Source organism: Cellvibrio sp. QJXJ (assembly GCF_024452345.1).
GTDB lineage: Bacteria > Pseudomonadota > Gammaproteobacteria > Pseudomonadales > Cellvibrionaceae > Cellvibrio.
This window is the reverse complement of record NZ_CP101662.1, coordinates 1772362-1794374: the sequence shown is the minus strand read 5'-3', so window position 1 is coordinate 1794374 and position 22013 is coordinate 1772362. Positions and strand designations below refer to the sequence as shown.

Annotated in this window: 16 protein-coding genes; 4 read left to right on the top strand and 12 right to left on the bottom strand. The window is 49.7% G+C overall.

The window, feature by feature from the left end:
• Window positions 1-134 precede the first annotated feature (134 nt).
• Window positions 135-1148, top strand: coding sequence for a stealth family protein (locus NNX04_RS07745; RefSeq protein ID WP_261948048.1), 1014 nt, complete (start codon window positions 135-137; stop codon window positions 1146-1148).
• An 85-nt stretch (window positions 1149-1233) separates the two neighbouring features.
• Here the strand turns inward: NNX04_RS07745 and NNX04_RS07740 are convergent, their stop codons facing one another.
• The 12 genes from NNX04_RS07740 to NNX04_RS07685 form a co-directional block, all read right to left on the bottom strand.
• Complete coding sequence (locus NNX04_RS07740) at window positions 1234-3399, bottom strand: lipopolysaccharide kinase InaA family protein (RefSeq protein ID WP_261948047.1); 2166 nt, start codon at window positions 3397-3399, stop codon at window positions 1234-1236.
• Between the two features lie 27 nt (window positions 3400-3426).
• Window positions 3427-4248, bottom strand: a complete 822-nt coding sequence (locus tag NNX04_RS07735) for a glycosyltransferase family 2 protein (protein ID WP_261948046.1) — start codon at window positions 4246-4248, stop codon at window positions 3427-3429.
• Complete coding sequence (locus tag NNX04_RS07730; RefSeq protein WP_261948045.1) at window positions 4245-5090, bottom strand: glycosyltransferase family 2 protein; 846 nt, start codon at window positions 5088-5090, stop codon at window positions 4245-4247. The genes NNX04_RS07735 and NNX04_RS07730 overlap by 4 nt, the downstream gene beginning before the upstream one ends.
• A gap of 29 nt (window positions 5091-5119) precedes the next feature.
• The gene (locus NNX04_RS07725; protein ID WP_261948044.1) at window positions 5120-6967 is read right to left on the bottom strand and encodes a sulfatase-like hydrolase/transferase; all 1848 of its coding nucleotides are present in this window, start codon (window positions 6965-6967) and stop codon (window positions 5120-5122) included.
• Window positions 6968-7004: 37 nt separating this feature from the next.
• The gene (gene waaC / locus NNX04_RS07720; protein ID WP_261948043.1) at window positions 7005-8036 is read right to left on the bottom strand and encodes a lipopolysaccharide heptosyltransferase I; all 1032 of its coding nucleotides are present in this window, start codon (window positions 8034-8036) and stop codon (window positions 7005-7007) included.
• A gap of 38 nt (window positions 8037-8074) precedes the next feature.
• Entirely contained in the window at window positions 8075-8470 is a 396-nt protein-coding gene (locus NNX04_RS07715) for a DUF6165 family protein (protein WP_261948042.1), read from the bottom strand.
• 176 nt (window positions 8471-8646) lie between these two features.
• On the bottom strand, window positions 8647-11898 hold the full coding sequence (locus tag NNX04_RS07710) for an efflux RND transporter permease subunit (RefSeq protein ID WP_261948041.1): 3252 nt from the start codon (window positions 11896-11898) through the stop codon (window positions 8647-8649).
• 3 nt (window positions 11899-11901) lie between these two features.
• The gene (locus NNX04_RS07705; protein ID WP_261948040.1) at window positions 11902-12939 is read right to left on the bottom strand and encodes an efflux RND transporter periplasmic adaptor subunit; all 1038 of its coding nucleotides are present in this window, start codon (window positions 12937-12939) and stop codon (window positions 11902-11904) included.
• 22 nt (window positions 12940-12961) lie between these two features.
• Entirely contained in the window at window positions 12962-13657 is a 696-nt protein-coding gene (locus tag NNX04_RS07700) for an MBL fold metallo-hydrolase (protein WP_261948039.1), read from the bottom strand.
• Entirely contained in the window at window positions 13654-14478 is an 825-nt protein-coding gene (locus NNX04_RS07695) for a sulfite exporter TauE/SafE family protein (protein WP_261948038.1), read from the bottom strand. Before NNX04_RS07695 ends, NNX04_RS07700 begins: the two co-directional genes overlap by 4 nt.
• Window positions 14479-14532: 54 nt before the next feature.
• Window positions 14533-15063, bottom strand: coding sequence for a rhodanese-like domain-containing protein (locus tag NNX04_RS07690; RefSeq protein WP_261948037.1), 531 nt, complete (start codon window positions 15061-15063; stop codon window positions 14533-14535).
• A 25-nt stretch (window positions 15064-15088) separates the two neighbouring features.
• Entirely contained in the window at window positions 15089-15418 is a 330-nt protein-coding gene (locus NNX04_RS07685) for an ArsR/SmtB family transcription factor (RefSeq protein WP_151056887.1), read from the bottom strand.
• A 261-nt stretch (window positions 15419-15679) separates the two neighbouring features.
• Between NNX04_RS07685 and NNX04_RS07680 the strand changes: the two genes are divergently transcribed.
• From NNX04_RS07680 to NNX04_RS07670, 3 genes are all read left to right on the top strand, one after another.
• Window positions 15680-17359 carry a sensor histidine kinase gene (locus NNX04_RS07680; RefSeq protein WP_151056889.1) on the top strand — a complete coding sequence of 560 codons (1680 nt, stop codon included), beginning with the start codon at window positions 15680-15682 and terminating at the stop codon, window positions 17357-17359.
• A gap of 75 nt (window positions 17360-17434) precedes the next feature.
• A complete protein-coding gene (locus tag NNX04_RS07675) occupies window positions 17435-18709 on the top strand; it encodes a sensor domain-containing diguanylate cyclase (protein WP_261948036.1) in 1275 nt (424 codons plus the stop codon).
• A gap of 358 nt (window positions 18710-19067) precedes the next feature.
• Entirely contained in the window at window positions 19068-21884 is a 2817-nt protein-coding gene (locus NNX04_RS07670) for a di-heme oxidoredictase family protein (RefSeq protein ID WP_261948035.1), read from the top strand.
• The last annotated feature ends 129 nt before the right edge of the window (window positions 21885-22013 follow it).

Here is a 22013-nt window from a genome sequence, read left to right as displayed (position 1 = left end):
TGGCTAAAAATTTGGCTGCGATTATAGCCTTTTAGCTGCCTGAGTCCCACCAAAACCCGGTTTATTTGGCGGATACCCAGAGCAGTGATGGTGTAATATGGCGCGCACTTTTACAGCTCGATGCGGATAAATTTATGGCAGAAACAATTGTTAATGAAGCAATAGACGCGGTCATTATGTGGGTCGATGGCGCTGATCCAATCCACGCTGAAAAGCTGAATAATTACCTGGCGTCCGTTGGTAGTACCAGACCTGCCGCTGCGAGCAAAACGCGCTTTCACAATGCGGGCGAGATAGATTATTGCGTTACATCGTTACTGAAATTTGCCCCTTGGTTGCAGACTATTTATATAGTCACTGACAATCAGCGGCCAGCGCTTATGGATAAAATTAAAGGGAGTATTTTTGAGCATAAGGTAAAAGTTATCGATCACTCAGTAATATTTGCTGGTCATGAGGACTGTTTGCCGAGCTTCAATAGCATGGCGATTAGCAGTTTGCTGTGGCGCATTCCAGGCTTGGCTGAGCAATTTATTTATTTTAATGATGATTTTGTAATTGTCCGCCCTGTGACTCCTGGTGATTTCTTTAAGAATGGTAAGGTAGTTCTTCGTGGGCGCTGGAAAAGATTAAGTGCTTCTATTCCGGGGAATCAGATCTTCAAAACACTGCGTAATTTGTTGGGCGCGAACCGTAAAAAAAATCGTATTAGTTTTTGGGGGTTACAGCAGCAGTGTGCTGAGCTTATTGGTTTTAAAAAACACTACTTCCGTCTTCCTCATGTACCCCACCCATGGAAAAAGTCGAGTTGGGAACAGTTGTTTTTACAATTTCCCGACGCTATGTTGAAAAATATTAAAGCGCATCTGCGCGTGCCGGATCAGTTTGTTCCGGAGGGATTGTGTTCCCATTTTCATTTGAAAAATAGTCTTGCTGAGGTTAAAAGCTCAGCTGCAAATATGCAACTTAAGCCTTCCGATCAATCCCTGTGGCGAATCAAGATGAAGTTACATGGCGCGGAGCGCAACCAAAATATTGTTTTCGCATGTGTGCAAAGCATTGAAACTGCTTCAGAAGAAAAGCAGCAGTTAATTTTTGATTGGCTGGATAGACGGGTGGGAAAACTAGAGGATTTGTTGTTGTTGTAGTTTTAGTGTTTTGGTTGAAAATTTTTTGGTGTGGTAAGGAAGAGCCCGGCCACACCAGACAAGCATCTCGTCTAATTGCTATCCATCACGGATGTTTTAGGTTTTTGCATAAATAAATTGGTGCGGCAGAAATGGTAGCCGTTGTTAATGGCTTACCATTGCGATCCAATATTTTTTCATAGTCAATGTTGCTCGGGATCTTTGTTGTAGTGTTGTCAGATGTCCAAGCCACAACAATTTTTTTGTCGTCAGCATCAAATTCAAGTGCATATATATTATGGGGGGTCGTTAACTTTCTAGTGAAAGTTGCGTTACCAATAAGTTTCAAAAGTTGTACTAGTGCGTGAAATGCTGGGCGAGGAGTGAAATTGTCGCGATCATCAACCAACCCGTAGCCGTGCGCAGAAAGTCTCCACCAAAACACTTGTTCAACGTGTCCAGAGCATAGAGTAATTAAATAATAACGTAGCATGTAATTTGCGTAGTCATCATCATTCTCCCCCGGTTGTTCGCGCCGCCATTTGGGCGTTTCATAGGGACAGCCAATTGGCGACCAAATTCCAGTATGTTTTACCGGCCAGTTTACTTCCGACACGATTATTTTATCTACGCAGCGGTCTGACCATTGTGCCAATGCCTTGAGTAGTGCTGATTTTTCCAGCGTTGAAAATTTATGTCCCTGTGTACTTTCGGGTGCGCCGCGTCTATCAACATAAAGTAAATGTGAAAGTGCTGCCAGTGGTTGACCTTTCGGATGAGTGCCTAGTGCAGCAATAACCGGTAAATATTCAAAATCGATACACGCTGGCCCTACAAGGTGAATATGTGGAAAACGCTGCTGTAGTTCCAGTGCGGGTTCCATTAATTGTTGATATTCATCACTGCTCCAAATGCCCCATTTCACACGATTACTTGCATGGGTAATTTCAATATGCGCAACCTTATCGCCAACACTTTCAATAATTAGCGTTAAAAATGCTTTCCATGAATCGGGCTGCAATAATGCTTGTCGGTCTTGTAATACCGCGAGCATAACCTCAACACCTTTGCCGTGCAGTTGTTTCACTAAGGCAATGGTGCGGTTCCATTCGATAGTGGTTTCGTGGTGACAAAAGCGAAGTAGCACTGGTGGATTACCCATTTGCTCAAGCAGTGCAAGTTCTGTCTCTATATAGTCAGGGTGCGGATGCAGGGCGATACCAATTCGCCCCTTCATATCAACTGGTGCGTTATAGCTTTCTGCTAATAATTTTTGATATCGCTTATATATGCTTGGTGCGGCGCACAAACCTTGCCACATCATGGAGAACATATAGCGCCAGTTGCGATAGGCATGTTTTTCTTTTCGGCCGGGCACAATCATGGGCTGCGCGGACTTTTCATCCCATAACCAAATGTCTTGCACGGGTGGATAAATGGGGTTGCTCTTGGGTAGTTTTTTACTTTTCCAATGACGAATAGGGTGCCGCCATTTTCCGCTGCGGCGGTGGTTCCAAAAACGATCCCGTGCTTTTTGTTCCAACTTATCAAAATCAGCAGGGAAATCCTGATGATTGTTATAAATGGTTTTAAATATTTTCAGGTAAGCGCCGGGTAGGGCGATACGGGCTAAATCAAATGCGCGTTGTTGAAGTGTTAGCGGTGTATTTGAATATTTAGCTCTATTCAAATCAATAAACTGTGGCTGAAGCCATGCGTCGCACTCACTGCGAGGCAACAAAATATTCTGATTCCCCATATCACCGTGCATAAAACCAGCATCGTGCATAGCGCGAATAGCGGGTGCTACTACATGGAGTAAATCCATCAATGGTGCGTTATTGCGTTGGTTGTAATAAATATCGGAAAGGGCATCGCGGAAACTAATGCCTGGTTCGAATAAACAAACATAATAACTTTCAAGCAAACGCTTGCCATCCCAGCGCTCAAGCCAGGCAATGGGGGCCGGTGTATTTATTCCATTGCTTTGCAAAAAACGCGCTGCATCATAGGAGCGTTTTGCCTTGGAGCCCTTGTGCCAATCATGCCAGTCCTTAAGCCAGTTTTGGCGTTTGAATATTTTGATAGTGATGTCGATGGGTTGTGTATTAACAAACAGCTGGGTTTTTACAACATAATCCGGGCCATTGGAGAGGCGTTGTGTCAGTGGATTATTTAAGAGTGCAGAAATATTGCTGAGCTGTGCAATTACCTCGGGTGACTGAAATGCGGTTGTTAGTTCGCTTTGGTAACTGCCAATAGGTTCTGTCATAAAATTTTATTTTGGTATTGGCTGAAATTATCGGCCTTGAATTTGATAGTGATCGCAAATGGCTTGCCATTGTTCATAGTTACCATTTTCGCGCACATTGGTGTGTTTGAGTGATACTTTTTGCGAGCCAGCAATCGGCGTAGGTTTTTGCCCTGGTTGTTGTGATCGCTGTGTAATAGTGCCGTTTAAATATGACATGGCTTTAAACCACAGATCATCGGCGCGTGGTGCCAAAGCCAAATAGAGATCTGCACGTGTAACATCGGGGTGTAATACTCCGGGTGGGTAGAGCACTCCGCCATAACCAATAGGCATCATCCAGGGCGAGCTTACACCTGGCTCTATCTGGGTTTTCCATTGATCATAATTTAATAGTGCACCCTGATTGTCATAGGCGATCACTCTGCATTCATGCGCAATAATTCGATCAGGGTAGATTAAGTGATCTTTATAGAGTCGCTGCAGCCAACTGGGGTTGTACATCAGGTCATCATCGCAGGTGACAATAATTTTTTCGGGATACAGCGTCAAGCTGTGGACTAATTTGCGATGCGAGCAAGTCATATCCACGTAGTGAATTTCAAAAATATCGCTGACAAGCATAGTTAAACTGGATGGAATTTTTGATTCCAAATCCTTGTGCAGCCACAGCAGAATTTTTTCGGCCAGATGGGTCTGGGCTAACAGACTGCGGATAACGAGGTGAAGAGTATCAAGGCGTGAAGGAATTGACGTTAATGAAACAATTACCGGTATTCTAGGCTGTTGTGGGCTGACCAGCTGTTTTTTTGGCAAACGTTTGAGTTTCCACGCTGTCCAGAGTGAACCTGGCAGTTCCTTGAGCTTCATTTTGTGCTGTTCTCCGTTACCGCTGTTTTCGCTATGCCATTCTCCGCCCAAAACCGCCCCGTACGTTTTACTTCATTACGGATCGCATAATTTTTTTTCCAGGTTTCAGGATTATCGTAAGCACGCGGGTGATCCAGGTGTAGACAGTTCACGCTGTAACGTACTTGTTTGCCTTTGAGGCCATGGTTGTACAAGCGTTCACCCAGTTCGCGATCCAGTCCGCCGTACTGCATATCTTCATTAAAACCATTACAGGCTTTTATATCGGCGGTCCACGTGGAACTGTTCATGCCATTCCAGGTGGCTTTGGTTGGGGTGATGGCATTGAGAATGGCTTTCAGGGTTTTATTTTTTATCAGTTTCCATAGTTTATGACTGCTGGGTTGACCTGCGGTTTTGAGCCAGTCGAGATTAAAAATAACGCCGCTCGCAATGTCTGCTTCGCTAATTTTTTCCGAGACGGGGGTGGTGAGTTTGACGTAGCCACCTGATAAAAAATAACCCGGTTGCGCCAGCGATTCATGCAGGCTGATAAAGTCTGGTTCGGGTATGCAATCGCCATCGGTGAAAATTAAATAATCACATTCGGTTTTTGCTATGGCTTTATTAAGTATTTGGCATTTTTGAAAACCTTTGTCTTCATGCCACACATGCTCAATACGCAATTTGCCGCGCGCTTTAAAAAACTCGATAACATCACGCGTAGGTTGCCCTGATCCATCATCGGCGATAATTACCGTGAAATCACTGTGACGTTGGGCTTCATAGCCAAACAGTACATTTTTAAGCCATTTGGGTTGGTTGTAGGTGGTGATGACTACGCCAATTTTTTTCGGTTTCATTGGATGTTCCGGTGCTTTGATGTATGCGCCTATTTAACTTTCAGAAAGCGCGACATGTGTTCAATCGTACCTGCTAATACTTCCGGCGGTAATTCCCGATCATCGATCGAGTCATAATTTTGATCAACCGCATCTATTCCACCCAGCGGATTAATCAGGAACAGGTGGCCATCATACAGTATTGCTCTATCTGTCCATGACTCCATTAATAATCCACGATCATTGCCGGGTAAGTTAAACAATGAATAACCTGTTGAGTAGTCAGTGGTTGGATTTGCACAGCCAAAAGCTTCCGTTAGCAGCGTCGGTATCAGGTCTTCATGAGAGCTTAACGTATTCGTAGCCATGGGTTCGCGCCCTGGCCAGAGTAGCATCAACGGAACCTTGGTTTGCCACAGGCTAAAGTTACTGTTATGGCCCCAGTAGTTCTTGCCCATTTCATTAAATTCCTGACCGTGGTCACTGGTGATAATGACCAAGGTATTGTCCAGGCGTTGTGTTCGGGCCAGTTCTTCCATGATGCTTTGAATCAGGCTATCAACATAATGCGCCGTTGTTTTATACAGATTCAGGAAGGGAACGGGGTCATAATCGTTATTCAGTTCCAGGTAGTTTACTTGCTCAAGCATTGGCTCAATACGATGTGGATAGTTTTCAGGAATAGAAAAACCATGCGGCGCATCAAAAAATAAAAAACCAAAAAAGGGTTTGTTGGATGGTAGTTGTTGTAAATCCGTGATGAATCGCTGGGTAATATCCAGATCATTCGCCGCGCTGGATTTACTATTTCCCTGCTGTAACTGATTGCGTAGCGATGAAAAAATAGTGCGATCAAATTCGGGGAATGTGAGCGTACTACTTCCATAAATAAAATGCTGATAACCATTTTCAGTGGTCAGGTCGAATAATGCGCTGCCTTTTTCTGCCGCCAGAATGGGCTTCCAATAGCTCCCGGAAATGCCGTACATCATACTGAACAACCCGTAGCGGGTTGCATTGCTCGTGCTGTAATGGTTATCAAATACTTGCGCTTGATTACGCAACTTGAAACTGTTTGGCATTACTTCGGCAGTGAGTTGGTCAGCGCGCAGTGAGTCCACCACCAGCATAAGAATATTCAAGGGCTTTTGCGTATTGCACTGCAGGGGGTTGCGTGGATATTGCAATCCGTCTGCGGTGTCGGGCAGATTGTGGCCTTCCGTACTTTGCACAACTTCAAAACCCATTTTTTCCAAGGATGAGCGCATGGTCGTTGTTGGCATCCAGGGGATATAACGGTTTTGTGCCGTAATCTGATTCCAGCCAAACGCATCCGCGCAGCCACTCAGTAATTGCAGCACAATATAACTTGTTAGAAAAAAACCAACATGGTGACGATTGGTGAACTGATGAAACTGTGAAAGTTTACGGCTCAGTAGTAGTAGCAGTGTTTGTCCAAAAATGAGGCCCAATAGTAGTGCACCTACCGATAACCACATGGACCAGGAGAACGCGATATTTTCCAGCAGTGCGCCGCTGAACAGTAAATTCAGCACCATTCCGTTTAAATGGAAATGATAAAGGCTAAACACCTTTACATTGGTGATGATAATTAACTGTGCAATGGTAAATAGTGTCATTGCAAATGCAGCATAATATTTTTGCGAACGCAGAACATAAGCGAGCGCAATGGTAAGCAGGACAACTAAAAAAGAAAGCACTGAAAATTGAAGTAGCATACCCAGCACAAGGTAAAGTTGGCTGCTCAGGGAATTGGGCCATTGGCTATGGGTCAGGGTGATGCCGGTCATAACCAGTGCATTCAGTATGGCGAATGCTGCTAGCCAGCGACGGGAGTTTCGATAAGTTACAGTGCCCTCAGGGTGAGACAAATACATGGTGTGTTCTCTTAATGCAGAATTAATTAGTGCAGAATTAACAAGGTGGTAATTTTTTTTGCAGTGCTAGCCAGACTTGCCCAGCGTTTATTCCCGCCATACATGCGGGGGTATTGCGGCTATTTTCCGGCAGCCATTTACATTGGCGTTTATGGCAAGGCATGCAGTCCAGAGCTTCGCTTAATTGCAGATTGTGTGTGTGGTCGCCGATTAAGCCCACCTTCGTTGGCGATGTTGCCCCGTAGAGTGCGATGGTGGGGGTTTCCAGTGCGCCCGCTAAATGTGAAAACCCAGTATCCAGACCAATTACGCCGGCAGCCTCCACTAACTTTTCTGCGATAGTCGTAATCGACAAGCGTTGAGGTGGGCGTGTGGCTTTTGGACAGGCGTTAATAATTTCATCGGCGATCGCCTGCTCATCGCTGCTACCCCAAATAATTTCCACCGAAAAACCTGCATCAATGGCGATCTGTGTCAGCGCTTGCCATTCACTGGTGGCCCAAAGTTTAGTAACCCAACTGGTGCCGATAATAAAAATCAATTTACGCGGGTTCTTTTGAATGTGCGTAAAATTTTGGTTAATGCCAAAGTTTAATTGTGGCTCGGGCGTATAACCTAATGCCTTGCCAACCAATTGGCGAGTTCGCTCTACCGCGTGTTGGTTTTTATCGACTACATGAGTTCGTTTATAAAACCAGTGGGTGATGGGCTCGCGCGCCGAATCTTTATCGTAGCCGTCAATACCTTTTCCCAGGGCACATTTGGCGATGACTGCACTTTTTAATAAACCCTGTGCGTCGATGACATAGTCGTAATTTTCGCTGCGCAAGGTTTTGCGCCAGGCTTTAAATTCCTGCCAGCTTTGTTTGTCACGCTGTTTAACCCAGCGGCGTAAATGAATGGGAATAGCCTTGCGTACCTGCGGATGCCATTCCACAATTTCTTTAAAACTGTCTTCCACCACCCAATCAATTTCGGCGTTGGGGAACTGTTTGTTAATGTCGCTGATCGCAGGGAAGGTGTGGAAGATATCGCCCATGGAGGACATTTTGACGAGCAGTATGCGCATGGGCGAATTCTTCATTCAATAATTAAAACAAGGGCAATTTATTGATAGTCTTTGTAGGATTTTTCTTCGACTAATTCCGAACCAAAGGCAAGATTAATATCTTTTTTCACCTTGGCGCGTTTGTCGTTGGTGACATAAACGGCGCGGGCGAGTTGGATAAATTTATCACTGAAGTCTTTTGCATATTCACAATCGCGAATATCGTCTTCAATTACCCAGAGTTCCTGATTGATATCTTTCAGTGCTTGTTTAAGCGGTGCCAGTTTAGCTTGGCCGGCTGCATCGAGCAGTTGGTTCACCTTGGCGTTAAGAATGTTCAACTCATGAGTCACATTTTTCAGTTTGGTGGCATCGCCGATGTTCACGGCTTTGATTTCCAGAATGGTGATTTTGTCGATTAGTTCGCCAAGGGAAATAGGGGCTTCAATCAGCATGGTTGCGTTCTCTGAGGGTAATTTTTTGTGGCGGGGATTCTAGCAAATCACGGCGGCTGTGGCGAATGAACAAATCCCTCCCCAGCCCTTCTTTTAATAAGGGAAGGGGTTTAGTTCCTCCTTTCTTTTAAGAAAGGGAGAGGCAGGGAGGGGGATTAGGGCATTCGGGAGGGGCGTTAGTTCTTTTGGTAGTGATACGCGTAATAAACCACCGGAATTACCACCAGGGTCAGCACAGTCGATACCAGTAAACCGAAAATCAGCGATACCGCCAAACCGCCAAAAATCGGGTCATCCACTATAAAGAAGCCGCCCATCATGGCTGCCAGAGCGGTCAGGCCAATGGGCAGGGCGCGTACAGCAGCGGCACTGATGGTCGCGTCCTCCAGCGATTTACCGCTGCGTATCTCTTGCTGGATAAAGTCCACCAGCAGGATTGAGTTGCGCACAATAATGCCCGCCAGCGCAATCATGCCGATCATACTGGGCGCGGTGAATTGCTGGCCGAGCAGGGCGTGGCCGGGCATGATGCCGATAATGGTGAGCGGAATTGGTGCCATGATGATCAGCGGCACTGAGTAACTTTTGAACATGCCCACCACCAGCAAATAAATCATGATCAGGCCGACAGAGTAGGCGATGCCCATATCGCGAAAAGTATCCAGCGTCACCTGCAGCTCGCCGTCCCATTTCAGGCTCCAATTGACCGGATTGTCTGGCTGTGAATTTAAAAATTGGTCGATAACTTGCCCATCTACTGGTGTCTCTTCGATGCGTTTATAAATCGCGGCTAAACCGTAGAGTGGGCTGTCGGTTTCACCGGCGACATCGCCCAGTACATAAACCACCGGCAACAAATCTTTGTGGTGAATGGTTTGTTGGCGTTGGCTTTCGATGACCTGAGTGACCTCGCTAAGTGCGATTAAATTGCCGTCGCGCGCACGGATTTTTATTGCCAACACGCGTTCGAGACTGTCTTTCTCACCTGCAGGCAATTCGAGCCGAACGGGCAGGGCAACTTTTGCATTAGCAGTGTGTAGGTAAGAAGCATCTTCACCCGCGAGTGCAGTGCTGATGGCATTGGCGATGCTGGTTTGATCCACACCCAAACGCGCGGCGCGGGCGCGATCCACCGCAATTAACCAACGGGTTTGTGGTGCTTCAATCGTATCGTCCACATCGACAACATCGGGCGTTGCTTCAAAGGCGGCGCGCACTTGTTTTGCGACATCAAGCTGGCGTTGGTAATTCATACCGTAGACTTCCGCTACCAGTGGCGATAACACGGGCGGCCCGGGCGGAACTTCAACTACTTTGATATTCGCGTTCATGGTTTTGCCAATATCCGCAATTAATTCGCGCGCGGCGAGGGCAATCTCGTGGCTCTTGCGGTGGCGTAAATGTTTGTCCACTAAATTGACTTGAATCTCACCCATGTGCGGCGCGCGGCGCAAATAATTTTGCCGCACCAAGCCATTAAAATTAATCGGCGCCGAGGTGCCTGCATACAATTGATAGTCAGTGACTTCGGGAATGGTTTCCAGTTTATCCGCGAGTGCTTGTAACACTTTCTGGGTATTTTCCAACGGTGTGCCTTCAGGCATATCCACCACAATCTGGAATTCACTTTTGTTATCAAAGGGCAGCATTTTTAACATCACCGCTTGCACGACCACTAAACCAATCGATGCCGCAATTAATGCGAGAATCCCACCCAGCAACCACAGGCGCGCTTTTTTCCCGGCCTCGCGTTTTAATAGCGGGCTCATAATACGTGTAAAAAATGGCAGGAATTTGTTGCCGTGGGATTCATGCTCATTCGCACTGGCGTTAACACTGCCGTGATCAACATGCGCAAATAAACGGCGATACAACCAGGGCGTAAACATAAAGGCGACGGCAAGGGAAATTAGCATGCCGGTGGACGCGTTAATCGGTATGGGCAACATATAAGGACCCATCAATCCTGTCACAAATGCCATAGGCAGTAGGGCGGCGATAACGGTGAAGGTTGCCAAAATAGTCGGGCCGCCCACTTCATCGACTGCAAGTGGAATGGCTTCATTGAGCGATAATTTCCCCTGGCTCATATGGCGATGAATATTTTCCACCACCACAATCGCGTCATCCACCAAAATGCCGATGGAAAAAATTAAGGCAAAAAGTGATACACGGTTGAGCGTGAAGCCCCAGGCCCATGAAGCAAATAGTGTTATCGCAAGTGTAACTATGACAGCCGCGCCCACAACGACAGCTTCGCGTTTGCCCAAGGCAATCAGCACCAGAATAATCACGGAGAGCGTTGCGAAAATTAATTTTTTAATCAGCGTTTGCGCTTTGTCTTCTGCCGTTGCGCCATAGTTGCGCGTTACATTCACATTGATTGCATCCGGCACACTCACACCGCGTAACTGCTCAACACGTTCAATCACTTGCCCGGCTACATCTACTGCATTTTCGCCGGGCTTTTTGGCAATGGATAAGGTAATTGCCGTATAGCGACCGCTGTTTTTTCCGTCTGCATTAATCGATGCAGAACCAAAACCATGAGTGACATATTGGGTAGGTTGATCAGCATCTAAACTCACCTGTGTCACATCACGCAAAAATACGGGCGCACCTTGGTAAACACCCACCACAAGATCTGCCACTTCTTCTGGAGTTAATAAAAAATCCCCGGCTTGCACCAGCATTTCGCGGTTATCGCTTACCAACGAACCGGCTGCTTGGGATGTGTTAGCGGCGCCGAGTGCATGGCGTAAATCATCCAGCGCTAAACCAAACGTGGCCATACGCTCCGGGTCAAATAATACCCGCACGATTTTATCGGAGCCGCCGAGAATATCGATATCGCGCGTGCCGGGTACACGCTGCAATTGGGTTTGTAATTCGCGTGCAACACTCAGTAAATCGCTATTGGTAGTTGTTTCATTTTGGCTCCATAGGGTCAGCGCGACTATGGGTACATCATCAATGCCTTTGGGTTTAATCAGCGGTTGGCCTACACCCAGGTTGCGCGGCAGCCAATCGCTGTTGGCATAAAACGCATTGTATAAACGCACTATTGCATCGGTGCGCGGCTGGCCGACTTCAAAACGTACGGTGAGGCTCGCCATGCCGAGTGAAGAATTGGAATAAATATGTTCGACGCCTTCAATTTCTGAAACGATTTGCTCGGCGGGATTAGTCACCAGCGCTTCCACTTCTTCCGGTGTCGCGCCAGGGAAGGGGATAAACACATTAGCGAAGGTCACGTTAATTTGCGGCTCTTCTTCGCGCGGTGTTACCAGCACGGCAAAAATGCCGAGCAATAAACCGGTGAGTGCCAATAGCGGGGTAATTTCCGTGGTTAAAAATGCACGTGCAATGCGACCGGAAATTCCGAGTGATTGCTGAGTGCCTTTCTGTTCAATAAATTGGGGCTCCATAAGTTATTGCTCCGCACTGTGCAGATTTTTATAAGCATTCGCAGCAGCGATTGGATCGGCGGCAATTGTTTCACCAGCGTTTGCACCAGCGAGGATGGGATAGTCTTTATTGCTGGTAAGCGATCCCAAGTTGAGTTGACGAAATTCCAGCCCTTTTTCTTTTATCACATAAACGCCGCTCACTTCGCCGCGTTTGCTAATGGCGCTCGCCGGAATTAATAACTGTTCTTGCTCGCCAGTGACAAATCCAATTTTCACAAAGGTGCCAGGGAATAGTTGATGATCGCCTTCGGGTAGATTCACCAATACTTTAAACGAGTGGGTTTGTGGATCAGCACTGGGGGGAATCCGCAGGTCGCTGCTCTCCAGAATATTTCCATCCAGCAAGTAAATACGCGCTTTTTTATATTTGCGTACCGGGCCTATGTGTTGCTGGGGAATATCCACTTGCGCGCGCAATTGCTCCAGCGATAAACCCGTCATCAATGCTTTACCCGGAACAACCGTTTCACCCACATTGACGGCACGGCTTACGACGATTCCTGCATAGGGAGCGTTGATAACTGTGTAAGCGAGGTTTTGTTCTGCTTCACGCAGATTGGCTTCAGCGGATTTAAACGCGGCTTCGCTTTTATCAAAATCTGCTTTTGCGATTAATTTTTTCGCGAGCATTTCCTGCATGCGGGTGAACTGCGCCTGAGCTTCGGTAAATTGTGCTTTGGCGCTGGCGGCACGCGCTTGTTGTTCGGTGTCGGTAAAACGAATAATCAAATCGCCTTTGGCTACATAATCGCCCACATCTACGGGAATCTCGACAATGCGGCCAGAGGTTTGTGCCGACACAGTCGCATGATTGATCGCCTCAATCACACCATCGTATTTCACTTCCTGTGCAGTAGTTTGTAGTTGCAGCTGAATGCTGGCGAGTTCTGGTATTTTTTTCGGCGCGGCAGTTACAGAAGATTCTTTGCTGCAGGCGGATAAAAAGATAACACCAGTTAGTGCAAGTATTAATGCGAAACTCATGCGCGTGCTATTCATAGCGACTCCTTAAAAATCCGTATTAGTTTTTACCGCAGGCGCGATTCGCGGGTACGGCTACGTCCATCATTTTTGGGTTGGGTAATTTCAGGTTGTTCATTAATTCCACGTAAGCGGCTACATCCTTTACTTGCAAGCGTGGGTTGTGCGTTTTTTCTTCGCCGATGGTGCTACGTGTCCAGCCTTTGTAATCATGGCCTGGGTAGACCCAGGTATTTTCCGGCATGACTAATAGTTTTTGAAAAATGCTTTCGTATTGATCCTGTGCATTACCATTTTGAAAATCGGTGCGGCCAGTGCCGCGAATTAAGAGCGTATCGCCGGTAAATAGATATTGCTCTGAACCATCAATGAGATGATAGGTGTAAGAGTCGTCGGTATGACCGGGCGTGTGCAGTGCGGTTAAGGTCAATTCACCGACAGGAACTTTTTCGCCATCGCGCAATGCGTGGGAAACACAGGCTGAGTGCGCCTCTTCGCCGAGCAGGGTAGTGCAGTCGGTTAAATCGCGCAGGGCGCCAGCCGCGGTAATGTGATCGGCGTGGGTATGGGTATCCAGTGCATAAACCAGGGTTAAATCCAATTCCTGCAGCAGCTGCACATATTTTGGCAACTCTTCTTTTACCGTATCAATCAATGCCGCTTTGCGCGTTTTTTCGCAGGCGATGAGATAAGTGTAAGTGCTGGATTCGCGCTCAAACAGTTGACGGAAAATCATAAGTACCTCGCAAGAGTAATCAGTGCAACCACTAACAAACTCACCGCAAATAGCTTTTGCAGCAACACATTCGCAATTTTGTGGCTGACCGCTTGCCCAAGCATCATGCCAACCACGCCCCCAGCCGCTGCCATAATCAACCAGCCCCAGTGTTGTGCTTCACTCATCGCCAAGTGGCTGATAAAACCTGAGCTGCTGATCAGCGCAATAATTAGTAGCGATGTACTCACCGCCTGCGCCATGCTCACCGCACTCAGTGCCAGCAGCAGCGGCACAATTAAAAACCCGCCGCCCACACCAAACAGACCCGATAAAACTCCAACCACTAAACCGCCGATCAGCAAACCACTCACACATCGTGGCCGCAATTCAAATTGGCCGGTGGGATTGAGATTGCACAGGTGATCCGGGCTGGGTGTGTTGGCAAAATTGCCAGCGCGAACGACCAATGCCGCCTGTGGATTTTTTTGCGCATTTATCCACATGCGCAGCGCAATAATGGCAGCGAGTAAGCTGAAGCCGCTAATTAACCATAGCTCACTGAGTTGCAGGCCCAGCCATTTTCCGGCGGGTGCACTGAGTGCGCCGCTAATCGCCAAAATCAGCCCCGGCTGCCAGAGAATGGGGGCTTGGTTGCGCGCCAGTGAATTGCGCAAGCTGGCGTAGAGTGTGCTGACGGCAACCGCACCTAACGAAATACCCGTGGCATCGACCATGGACATGCCGCCCAGCAATAACAGCAGCGGCACGGCAAATACCGAGCCGCCAGCGCCGGTGAGGCCGAGAATTAACCCAATTAATAACCCAATCAGCAGCAACACGTTTTTATTCCTCGCATGAGGTCATAAATAGCTCGCGTTATGTGTTTCCGGTGTTTATTTATTCCAGGGCGCTTTGGCGATCAACATACCCATCGGACAAATATCGGTTACACCGGCAAACACCAGACCCGCGCCGACAAACGCCGACATTCCATAAAACGCCGGGTTAAACCAGGTGCCCAATACCGCGCCGGTGATCACTAATAAACCGGCGGCGATACGCACCTGACGCTCCAGTGGAATCACTTTTTTCCCCTGTGCGGCCAGCGGAATATTGGATTGTTTGACCGCATTCATGCCGCCTTCAATAACCACCAGTTCGGCGTCGAGCTTGCCTTTTAACTGATCCGCCGCCATTTCGGCGCGTTTGCCACCCTGGCAGAGTAGATAGACGACCTTGCCATCTTTACCGCTTTTGGCGATCTCGGCTTGCAGGCGTTCGGGGGTTAAATCATGCAGGGGAATATGCAGGCAGTCGGGCAGGCCAGCCGCTTTTACCTCGGCGGCGGTGCGCACATCCAAAATGCACAGATCGGCGGTTTTGTTGGCCATTAAATCTACCGGGTGAATACGTTTGTGGCTCATGGTCATACCTCGTGGCTGTAATGAATCAAGATGGATCAGTAGGGCAGTAAATGGATTGCAGCACGGCGATAACTTGTGTCGCTTCGTTGCCCTCCAGCCGGTAGTAAACGGTCTGCGCCTCTTTGCGTGTGCTGACCAATCCGGCTTCGCGCAAACTGGCTAAATGTTGCGAGAGGGCAGATTGGCTCAAGGGCACTCTTTCGTTTAATTCGCCGACAGACATTTCACCGCCGATCAATGTGCACATAATCATCAAGCGGTTTTCATTGGCCAGCGCTTTGAGCAGGCCCGCTGCCGCTTGGGCGTGGCTTTGCATATCGGAAAGGCGGCTTAGGTTGATCTGGGGTGTGTTCATGGGAGATCCTCGGTTGTCATGAAAATAGTTTATTAGTATTTATTAAATTAGCAATATCTAATTTAGTTATTTTTAATTTTGCTGCCTGATTTTGCTGCAGGAGGTTGAGTCGCAGCTTTGGGATAACGCATTCGACCAACACATGGGTTTGGCTTGTGCTGGATCAAAAAAGAGAAATGTTGTTTTTGATGACAGCGCAACTGCGCCATTCTGGGCTAGGCTGAGAGTACAAAACTGGGCTTGAACAAAAGTGGGGTAGCTGTGGAGCGGTGGAAAAAAATTCATGGGCTTGGGCGCTTGCGCCATGAGTTCCTTGATCAAATTTGGCGCCACCTCGCTTGGTTGACTCTCATCCTGATCCCCCTGTCGTTATTTCGTATCAAGTTTACTGGCTGGTTACCGCTCTACGGGGTGCACCTTGGGCTTGCCACGGCGGTGGTGTTGATTGCGTTTTATCGCCAGCGCTTACCCATTCGCTACAAAGCTCCTCTGTTGATCGGGGTGTTTTGGATGGTAGGGGTGAGCGGGGTATTCAATTTTGGTTTGGCCTCTGCCGGGCTCTGGTGGTTGATGATGGGCGCGGTGGTGAGTGGTGCGGTCTATTCCCTGCGTCACGGTATTGTGATGGGCATCGCCGTGTTGTTGGTGCTGCTGTTATTTATGCTTGCGTTTGCGACAGGGCTGTTGGAGCCACGGGCCGACCTCAATCGCTACAACGCTCACCCGGCTGCCTGGGTAAATATGGTTGTGGGCACGGCCCTGTGTATTGCGGTGGTGGTGCGCTCAATTGTTCTTTATCACCATTCACTGGTGCGCGAAACGGAGCATCGTTTTCAGCAATGGGTGGAGGACATGCCCACCGCTATGCTGGTGCTGGATAGCGATGCACAGGTGTCTTTTGCCAATAGTCGCGCGCGCGACATCCTGGGTTACTCCAGTAGCTTGAACTACTCAGAACGCATAGTGCTGAACCACTTGGGGCATTTTTATCGCGCGGGCACCGATACGCCTTATCCCCTGGACGAACTGCCACCAATCCGCGCGCTCAAGGGGGAGCCGGCGATGGTTGACGATGTGGATCTGGTGGTTGATGGCCGCCGCACCAGTTTGCAGATATGGGGTAAACCCGGTGTGGATTGGCGCGGCAATACCCGTTTTGCCATTACCACGCTGGAGGATATTACCGAGCGCCGCCGTGCGGAAACCATGAAAAGTGAGTTTGTGGCCACGGTCAGTCACGAATTGCGTACACCGCTTACCTCTATTCGCGGTTCGTTGGGGTTGTTGAAATCCAACGCGCTGGGTGAACTGCCGGAGAAAATGCAGTCGGTAGTGAATATCGCCAGCACCAATACTGACCGTTTACTGCTGTTGATTAATGACATTCTGGATATGCAGAAAATCGCCACAGGGCATATGAGCTTTAGCATAGCGCCCGTCAAAATCATGCCTTTGCTGATGCGTTTAAAGGATGAGTTGAGCGCTTATGCCCATCAGTTTGGCGTTAGCTATTTTATTAGTGAAGGCGTGGCAGAACAGGAAGCGGTGTTGGGGGATGAGAACCGGCTCATTCAGGCACTGGGTAATTTAATGTCCAATGCCGCCAAGTTTTCACCGCCCGGCGCCAGCGTTACCCTGGCGGTGAGGCTGACCGATGATGCGCACCTGTGTATTTCAGTGCGCGATCAGGGGCTGGGTATACCGGAAGATTTCAAAGCCCATATTTTTGAACCTTTTAGTCAGGCCGATACCTCCAGCAAGCGCAATAAAGGGGGCACCGGCTTGGGCTTGGCCATCACCAAAGACCTGATTGAACGGCAGCAGGGCAGTATTCATTTTGTCAGCGAGCCGGGCGAAGGCACCTGCTTTTATGTCACCTTGCCCCGCGCGTTGGGCGGGGTAGCTGAATTGCCTCCATCAACTCCCCTGAAAGAAATGTAAAGCTTGCCGGACGGCGTTGATCCGTGAGTTTCTTTGGCGCGTAGAACCACCTATCTATTACAACAGGTAATGATCATGGCTGGTTCTTATAACGTGGTTTTAGTCTTCGCCTCCTACTGTGTGGCGGTCATCGCCTCTTACACCGCTATTTATTTTGGTACCCGGGTATTCAGCTTGAGCGGTGGTTCGCGCCGTTTCTGGTTGGGCACGGGGGCTCTGTGTTTGGGTAGCGGTATTTGGTCTATGCATTTTGTGGGCATGAGCGCTTACACCATGCCGATGCATATGCACATGACGTTCAGTGCGACTTTAACCCTGCTCTCCTGGATTCCCGCCGTGCTGGCCTCGGCCCTCGCTCTTTATGTTATTACCCTTTCCAAGGTCTCCCTAAAAACTATCGCCTCCAGCGCTTTGATTATGGGCGCGGGTATTTTTGCCATGCATTATGGCGGCATGTACGCCATGCAAATGCACCCCGGTATTGAATACAACACCTTGTTGGTGATCCTTTCGGGAGTGATTGCGGTTGTCGCTTCCGGCGCAGCGCTGGTGATTTGCCGCAAGGTGCGCGATGTTCCCCCGCAGTATGCTCTGCTGACCAAAGTGGTGGCAGCGCTGGTGATGGGCGCGGCAATCTGCGGTATGCACTACACCGGCATGGCGGCGGCGACTTATCCCGAAGGTGCAACGTCACACCCGGATAATTTGCTGCGCGGCGATTGGATGGGCGTTCCCACGGCGATTGCGGCGAGTATTTTGTTGCTGTTGGCGATTTACTCCGCCTACACCGATTTCCGCGCCATGGAGCGCGCCCGCCAGGAGGAGCGCACGCGCAACGAGGCGGCGCGTCAAACCGCCTTTTATGATTCCATCACCGGTTTGGCTAACCGCTCTTTTTTGGAGGCCAAGGTATTGGAAAAACTCACAGTAACCACTGCTGACACCACACCCGCGCCATTCATGTTGGTCTATTTTGAGCTGACCGATTATCGCGAGTTGTGGCAGCGTTACGGTGAACCCTATGCCCAGGCACTTACCCAATACGTAGTGGCCGAGTTACAAGCGCAATTGCCCACTGCTGAACTTATCGCCCGTTACAGTGGCAACAGTTACATGGCGATTCTGCCCTCCAACAACCGGCAGATGATCCAGACATTGTTACAACGTGTATCCAGGCGTTTCAGTGCCACTGTCACCATCAATGGCCAGCCAACTATTTGTAATTGGGGTTTTGGTTACAGTGAGTACCCGGCATCCGGCACCAATAGCCGCAACCTGATCCGCGCTGCCCAGCGTATCCGCAAACTATCGATGGAGGCGGGTGGTGAGTTGCAGCTGGAGCTGATGTGATCGGCTTCGCGTTGTGTGCAGATTTATTTTTCGCAGGTTTATTGGTGCGCCAGGTTCGCCTGGCGATGGTTTAGTCATACGTCCCATTTTTATCCAAACCCTTTTGGCACAAGGGCTTCAAGTGCCGGTATCTATTGAAGGTTTTGCTCGTGGCCACTGTTTAGCGGCGGCCAAAGGTTCGACTTTTCTCTCCCTTTGCAGATTAAAACACCTTCCGCTGTTCACTTTTTAAACCCATCAGAGTGGGACGACAGCCACTTTTACCCCTCGTAAACTCCTTTCCGACTGGCAACTCCACGCCGTTTCGGGCCTGCCAGCCGCTATCTAACAATAACGACAGACAACGAGGAAACATCAGATGCGAATTATGCAATTCGGTCGGCGGATGCTATTGGCGCTAGTCGCGCTCAGCAGCGTCTCCGCCATAGCGCAAACCATCAATATCAACCCCGTATCGGCCACTGGCAGCACCAGCCTGCAACCGGCCAGCTATGCCATCGACAACATCGGCACCACGCGCTGGGAATCCAATCACGGTGTATCACCCAGCTCGCTCACTCTGGATTTAGGCCAGGTCTACAACCTGTCGCAGGTGGTGATTTTGTGGGAGGCCGCCAATGCCGAGCGCTATGAAATTCTCGGCTCCAATAACAACTCTACCTGGACGCAACTGGCCCTGCGTACCGGCGGCACCTTTGGTAACCGCACCGACACAGTGCTGCTTGCGGGCAGTTATCGCTATGTGCGGATGAACGCCATTACCCGTAGCGCTGGCAATAATTGGGGCTACTCGATTTTTGAGATGGATGTATTTGGCGCCGTTCCGGTCGCTTCATCCAGTTCATCTGCCGCGCCCAGCTCATCCGGCAGTTGCGCGCTCGGCTGCGTGACCACCCTGAATAGCACCACCATGCGCGCGACAGTTACCGGCGGCGATGTGGTGGATATCCATTACACCGTCAACGGCGGCGCCCAGCAAAACGTGCGGATGAACCTTGCCAACGGTGTATGGACTTACGACATCGGCGGCTTGCCGGCGGGCGCTGTAGTGCGCGCCAACTTCACCATTATCAAAAATGGTGCGGGGCAGGATACCGAATGGAAGAATTACACCCTGGGCGCCGGTTCTTCCAGCCTACCCAGTTCATCGCGTTCCAGCAGTTCTGTTCCCTCCAGTGTCGCGCCCAGTTCATCGCGCCCCAGCAGCAGTTCTGTCGCCCCGCCCAGTTCCAGTTCGGTAGCCAGCAGTACACCACTGGGCAATATAGTGCCGCTGTATAACAACACCACGGCGCTGGAACCGGTGATCAAGTTTGATCGCGGTGATGCACTGGTCACCCGTATTGCCGACCGCGCGCGCGATCGCCACGCCAAGGAAAACCATTTCCAGGCTTACGATCACTACCTCACCTTTTATTGGGAGCAGCGCACGGCAGCTATTGAGATTGTGGATTACGTCGCCAAAGGCGGTACCACAGTGCGCATGAACGTAGTCACCCAAGGCCGTTTGGATGACCTGCAAGCGGAGAACCGCTGGTTCTACATCGGCATGAATACCCTCGCCGAATACTGTGGCAACGGGGTGATGAACCGGATCAACGACTTCAACTACTGGAAGGAAGCCAGCTGGAACTGCCGCGAGAATCGCCCCATTCAAATTGGCGACCGTTTGGAATTTGAACTCAGCCAATTCCTCGACAAAAACAGCGTGATTCGCGGCCGCGACAACTATTACGGCACCACCTATTTGTACATAGTCGGGCAGGGCATAGTGCCCTGGGATGTGACCGACAAGGTTCCGTTTGTGGGCGGTGTTTATAAGCAACGCGATTCCATGCCCATGCCGGTCAATGCCCGTTTGGGTGGCGATACCAGCCTGCACGTACAAATGACCGCCGAACCCGACGGCCACTTCCAGCAGATGGCAACCAACCTGAGTGCGGTGAATGGTCAGGCGTTTGTGCTCGGTCGTCGTGTACATCACACCTCCTTTATTAATGGTGGTCACGACGAGAATCCGGAAAACGGTGTTTTCAGTGAGATGGTGGGTAAATCCGGCACCCGTTATGTGAGTGATCGCTGCTCGCACTGCCATGAACGCAATGGCCGCGCACCCGTAGCGGCGGTAGGTGAGGCGCTGGATCGCTGGGTATTTAAAGTCGGCAATGCGCAGGGTAATCCGCATCCACAAATGGGCCGTGTATTACAGCCCCAAGCCAATGGCGGCGCGACCAGCGAAGGTACTCCGTCCATCGCTTTCTGGACTGAGTCAGGCGGTTTGCGTTCACCCAACTACCAGTTCACCGGCTTGCGCCCCGAGACTTTCTCCGCCCGTTTGGCGCCACAGTTAGTGGGTATCGGCCTGCTGGAGGCAATTCCCGAATCCACTATTCTCGCCCGTGAAGATATTAACGACGCCAATGGTGATGGTATTTCTGGTCGCGCCCAGCGCATTGCCGATCCGGTCACCGGGCAAACCCGTTTGGGTCGCTTTGGTTACAAAGCCGGCACTACCAGCGTGAAGCATCAAGTGGCATCGGCGTTTAATACCGACATGGGGGTGATGACTAGCGTATTGCCGAACCCCGATTGCGGCAGCAGCCAAACCAACTGTGGCCCGAGCGGTTCGGAACTGGCCAACCAACATTTGGATAATTTGGTCAAATACGTTGCCTTGCTCGGGGTTCGCCCACAGCGCGACTACAACAACGCGCAGGTCATTAATGGTCGCACCGTGTTTAACAATATCGGCTGCGCTGGCTGCCATGTGGAGAGCATGACCACCAGCCAATACCACCCCTTCGCGGAACTGCGCTCGCAAACCATTCGCCCCTATACCGACATGCTGTTGCACGACATGGGCCCCGGCCTTGCCGATAATTTGGGCGAAGGCCAAGCCAGCGGCGCTGAATGGCGTACCGCGCCGCTTTGGGGCTTGGGTGTTTCTGCCTGCGTCACCGGCGGTGTGACTGGTCAACCGGGCGGTGTACCTTTTGGAGTGGATGGCAACGAAGTTTGCGTACCTAAAGCCAGCTACTTGCACGACGGCCGCGCCCGCACGATTGAAGAGGCCATCCTTTGGCACGGCGGTGAAGGTCAAAACGCCAAAAACAATTATTCGGCCTTATCCGCCAGCCAAAAACAGGATCTGCTGCGCTTCCTGCAATCGCTGTAAATTTTCTGCTAGTGATTTTCTCCCTTGTGCCCCGGCTTGCCGGGGCTTTTTTATCTGTCTGATTAGCTTTGTTACATTTATCCGCCGCTATCGGTGATTTCTGTCACTCATGTTTTGCTAGGCTGAGGT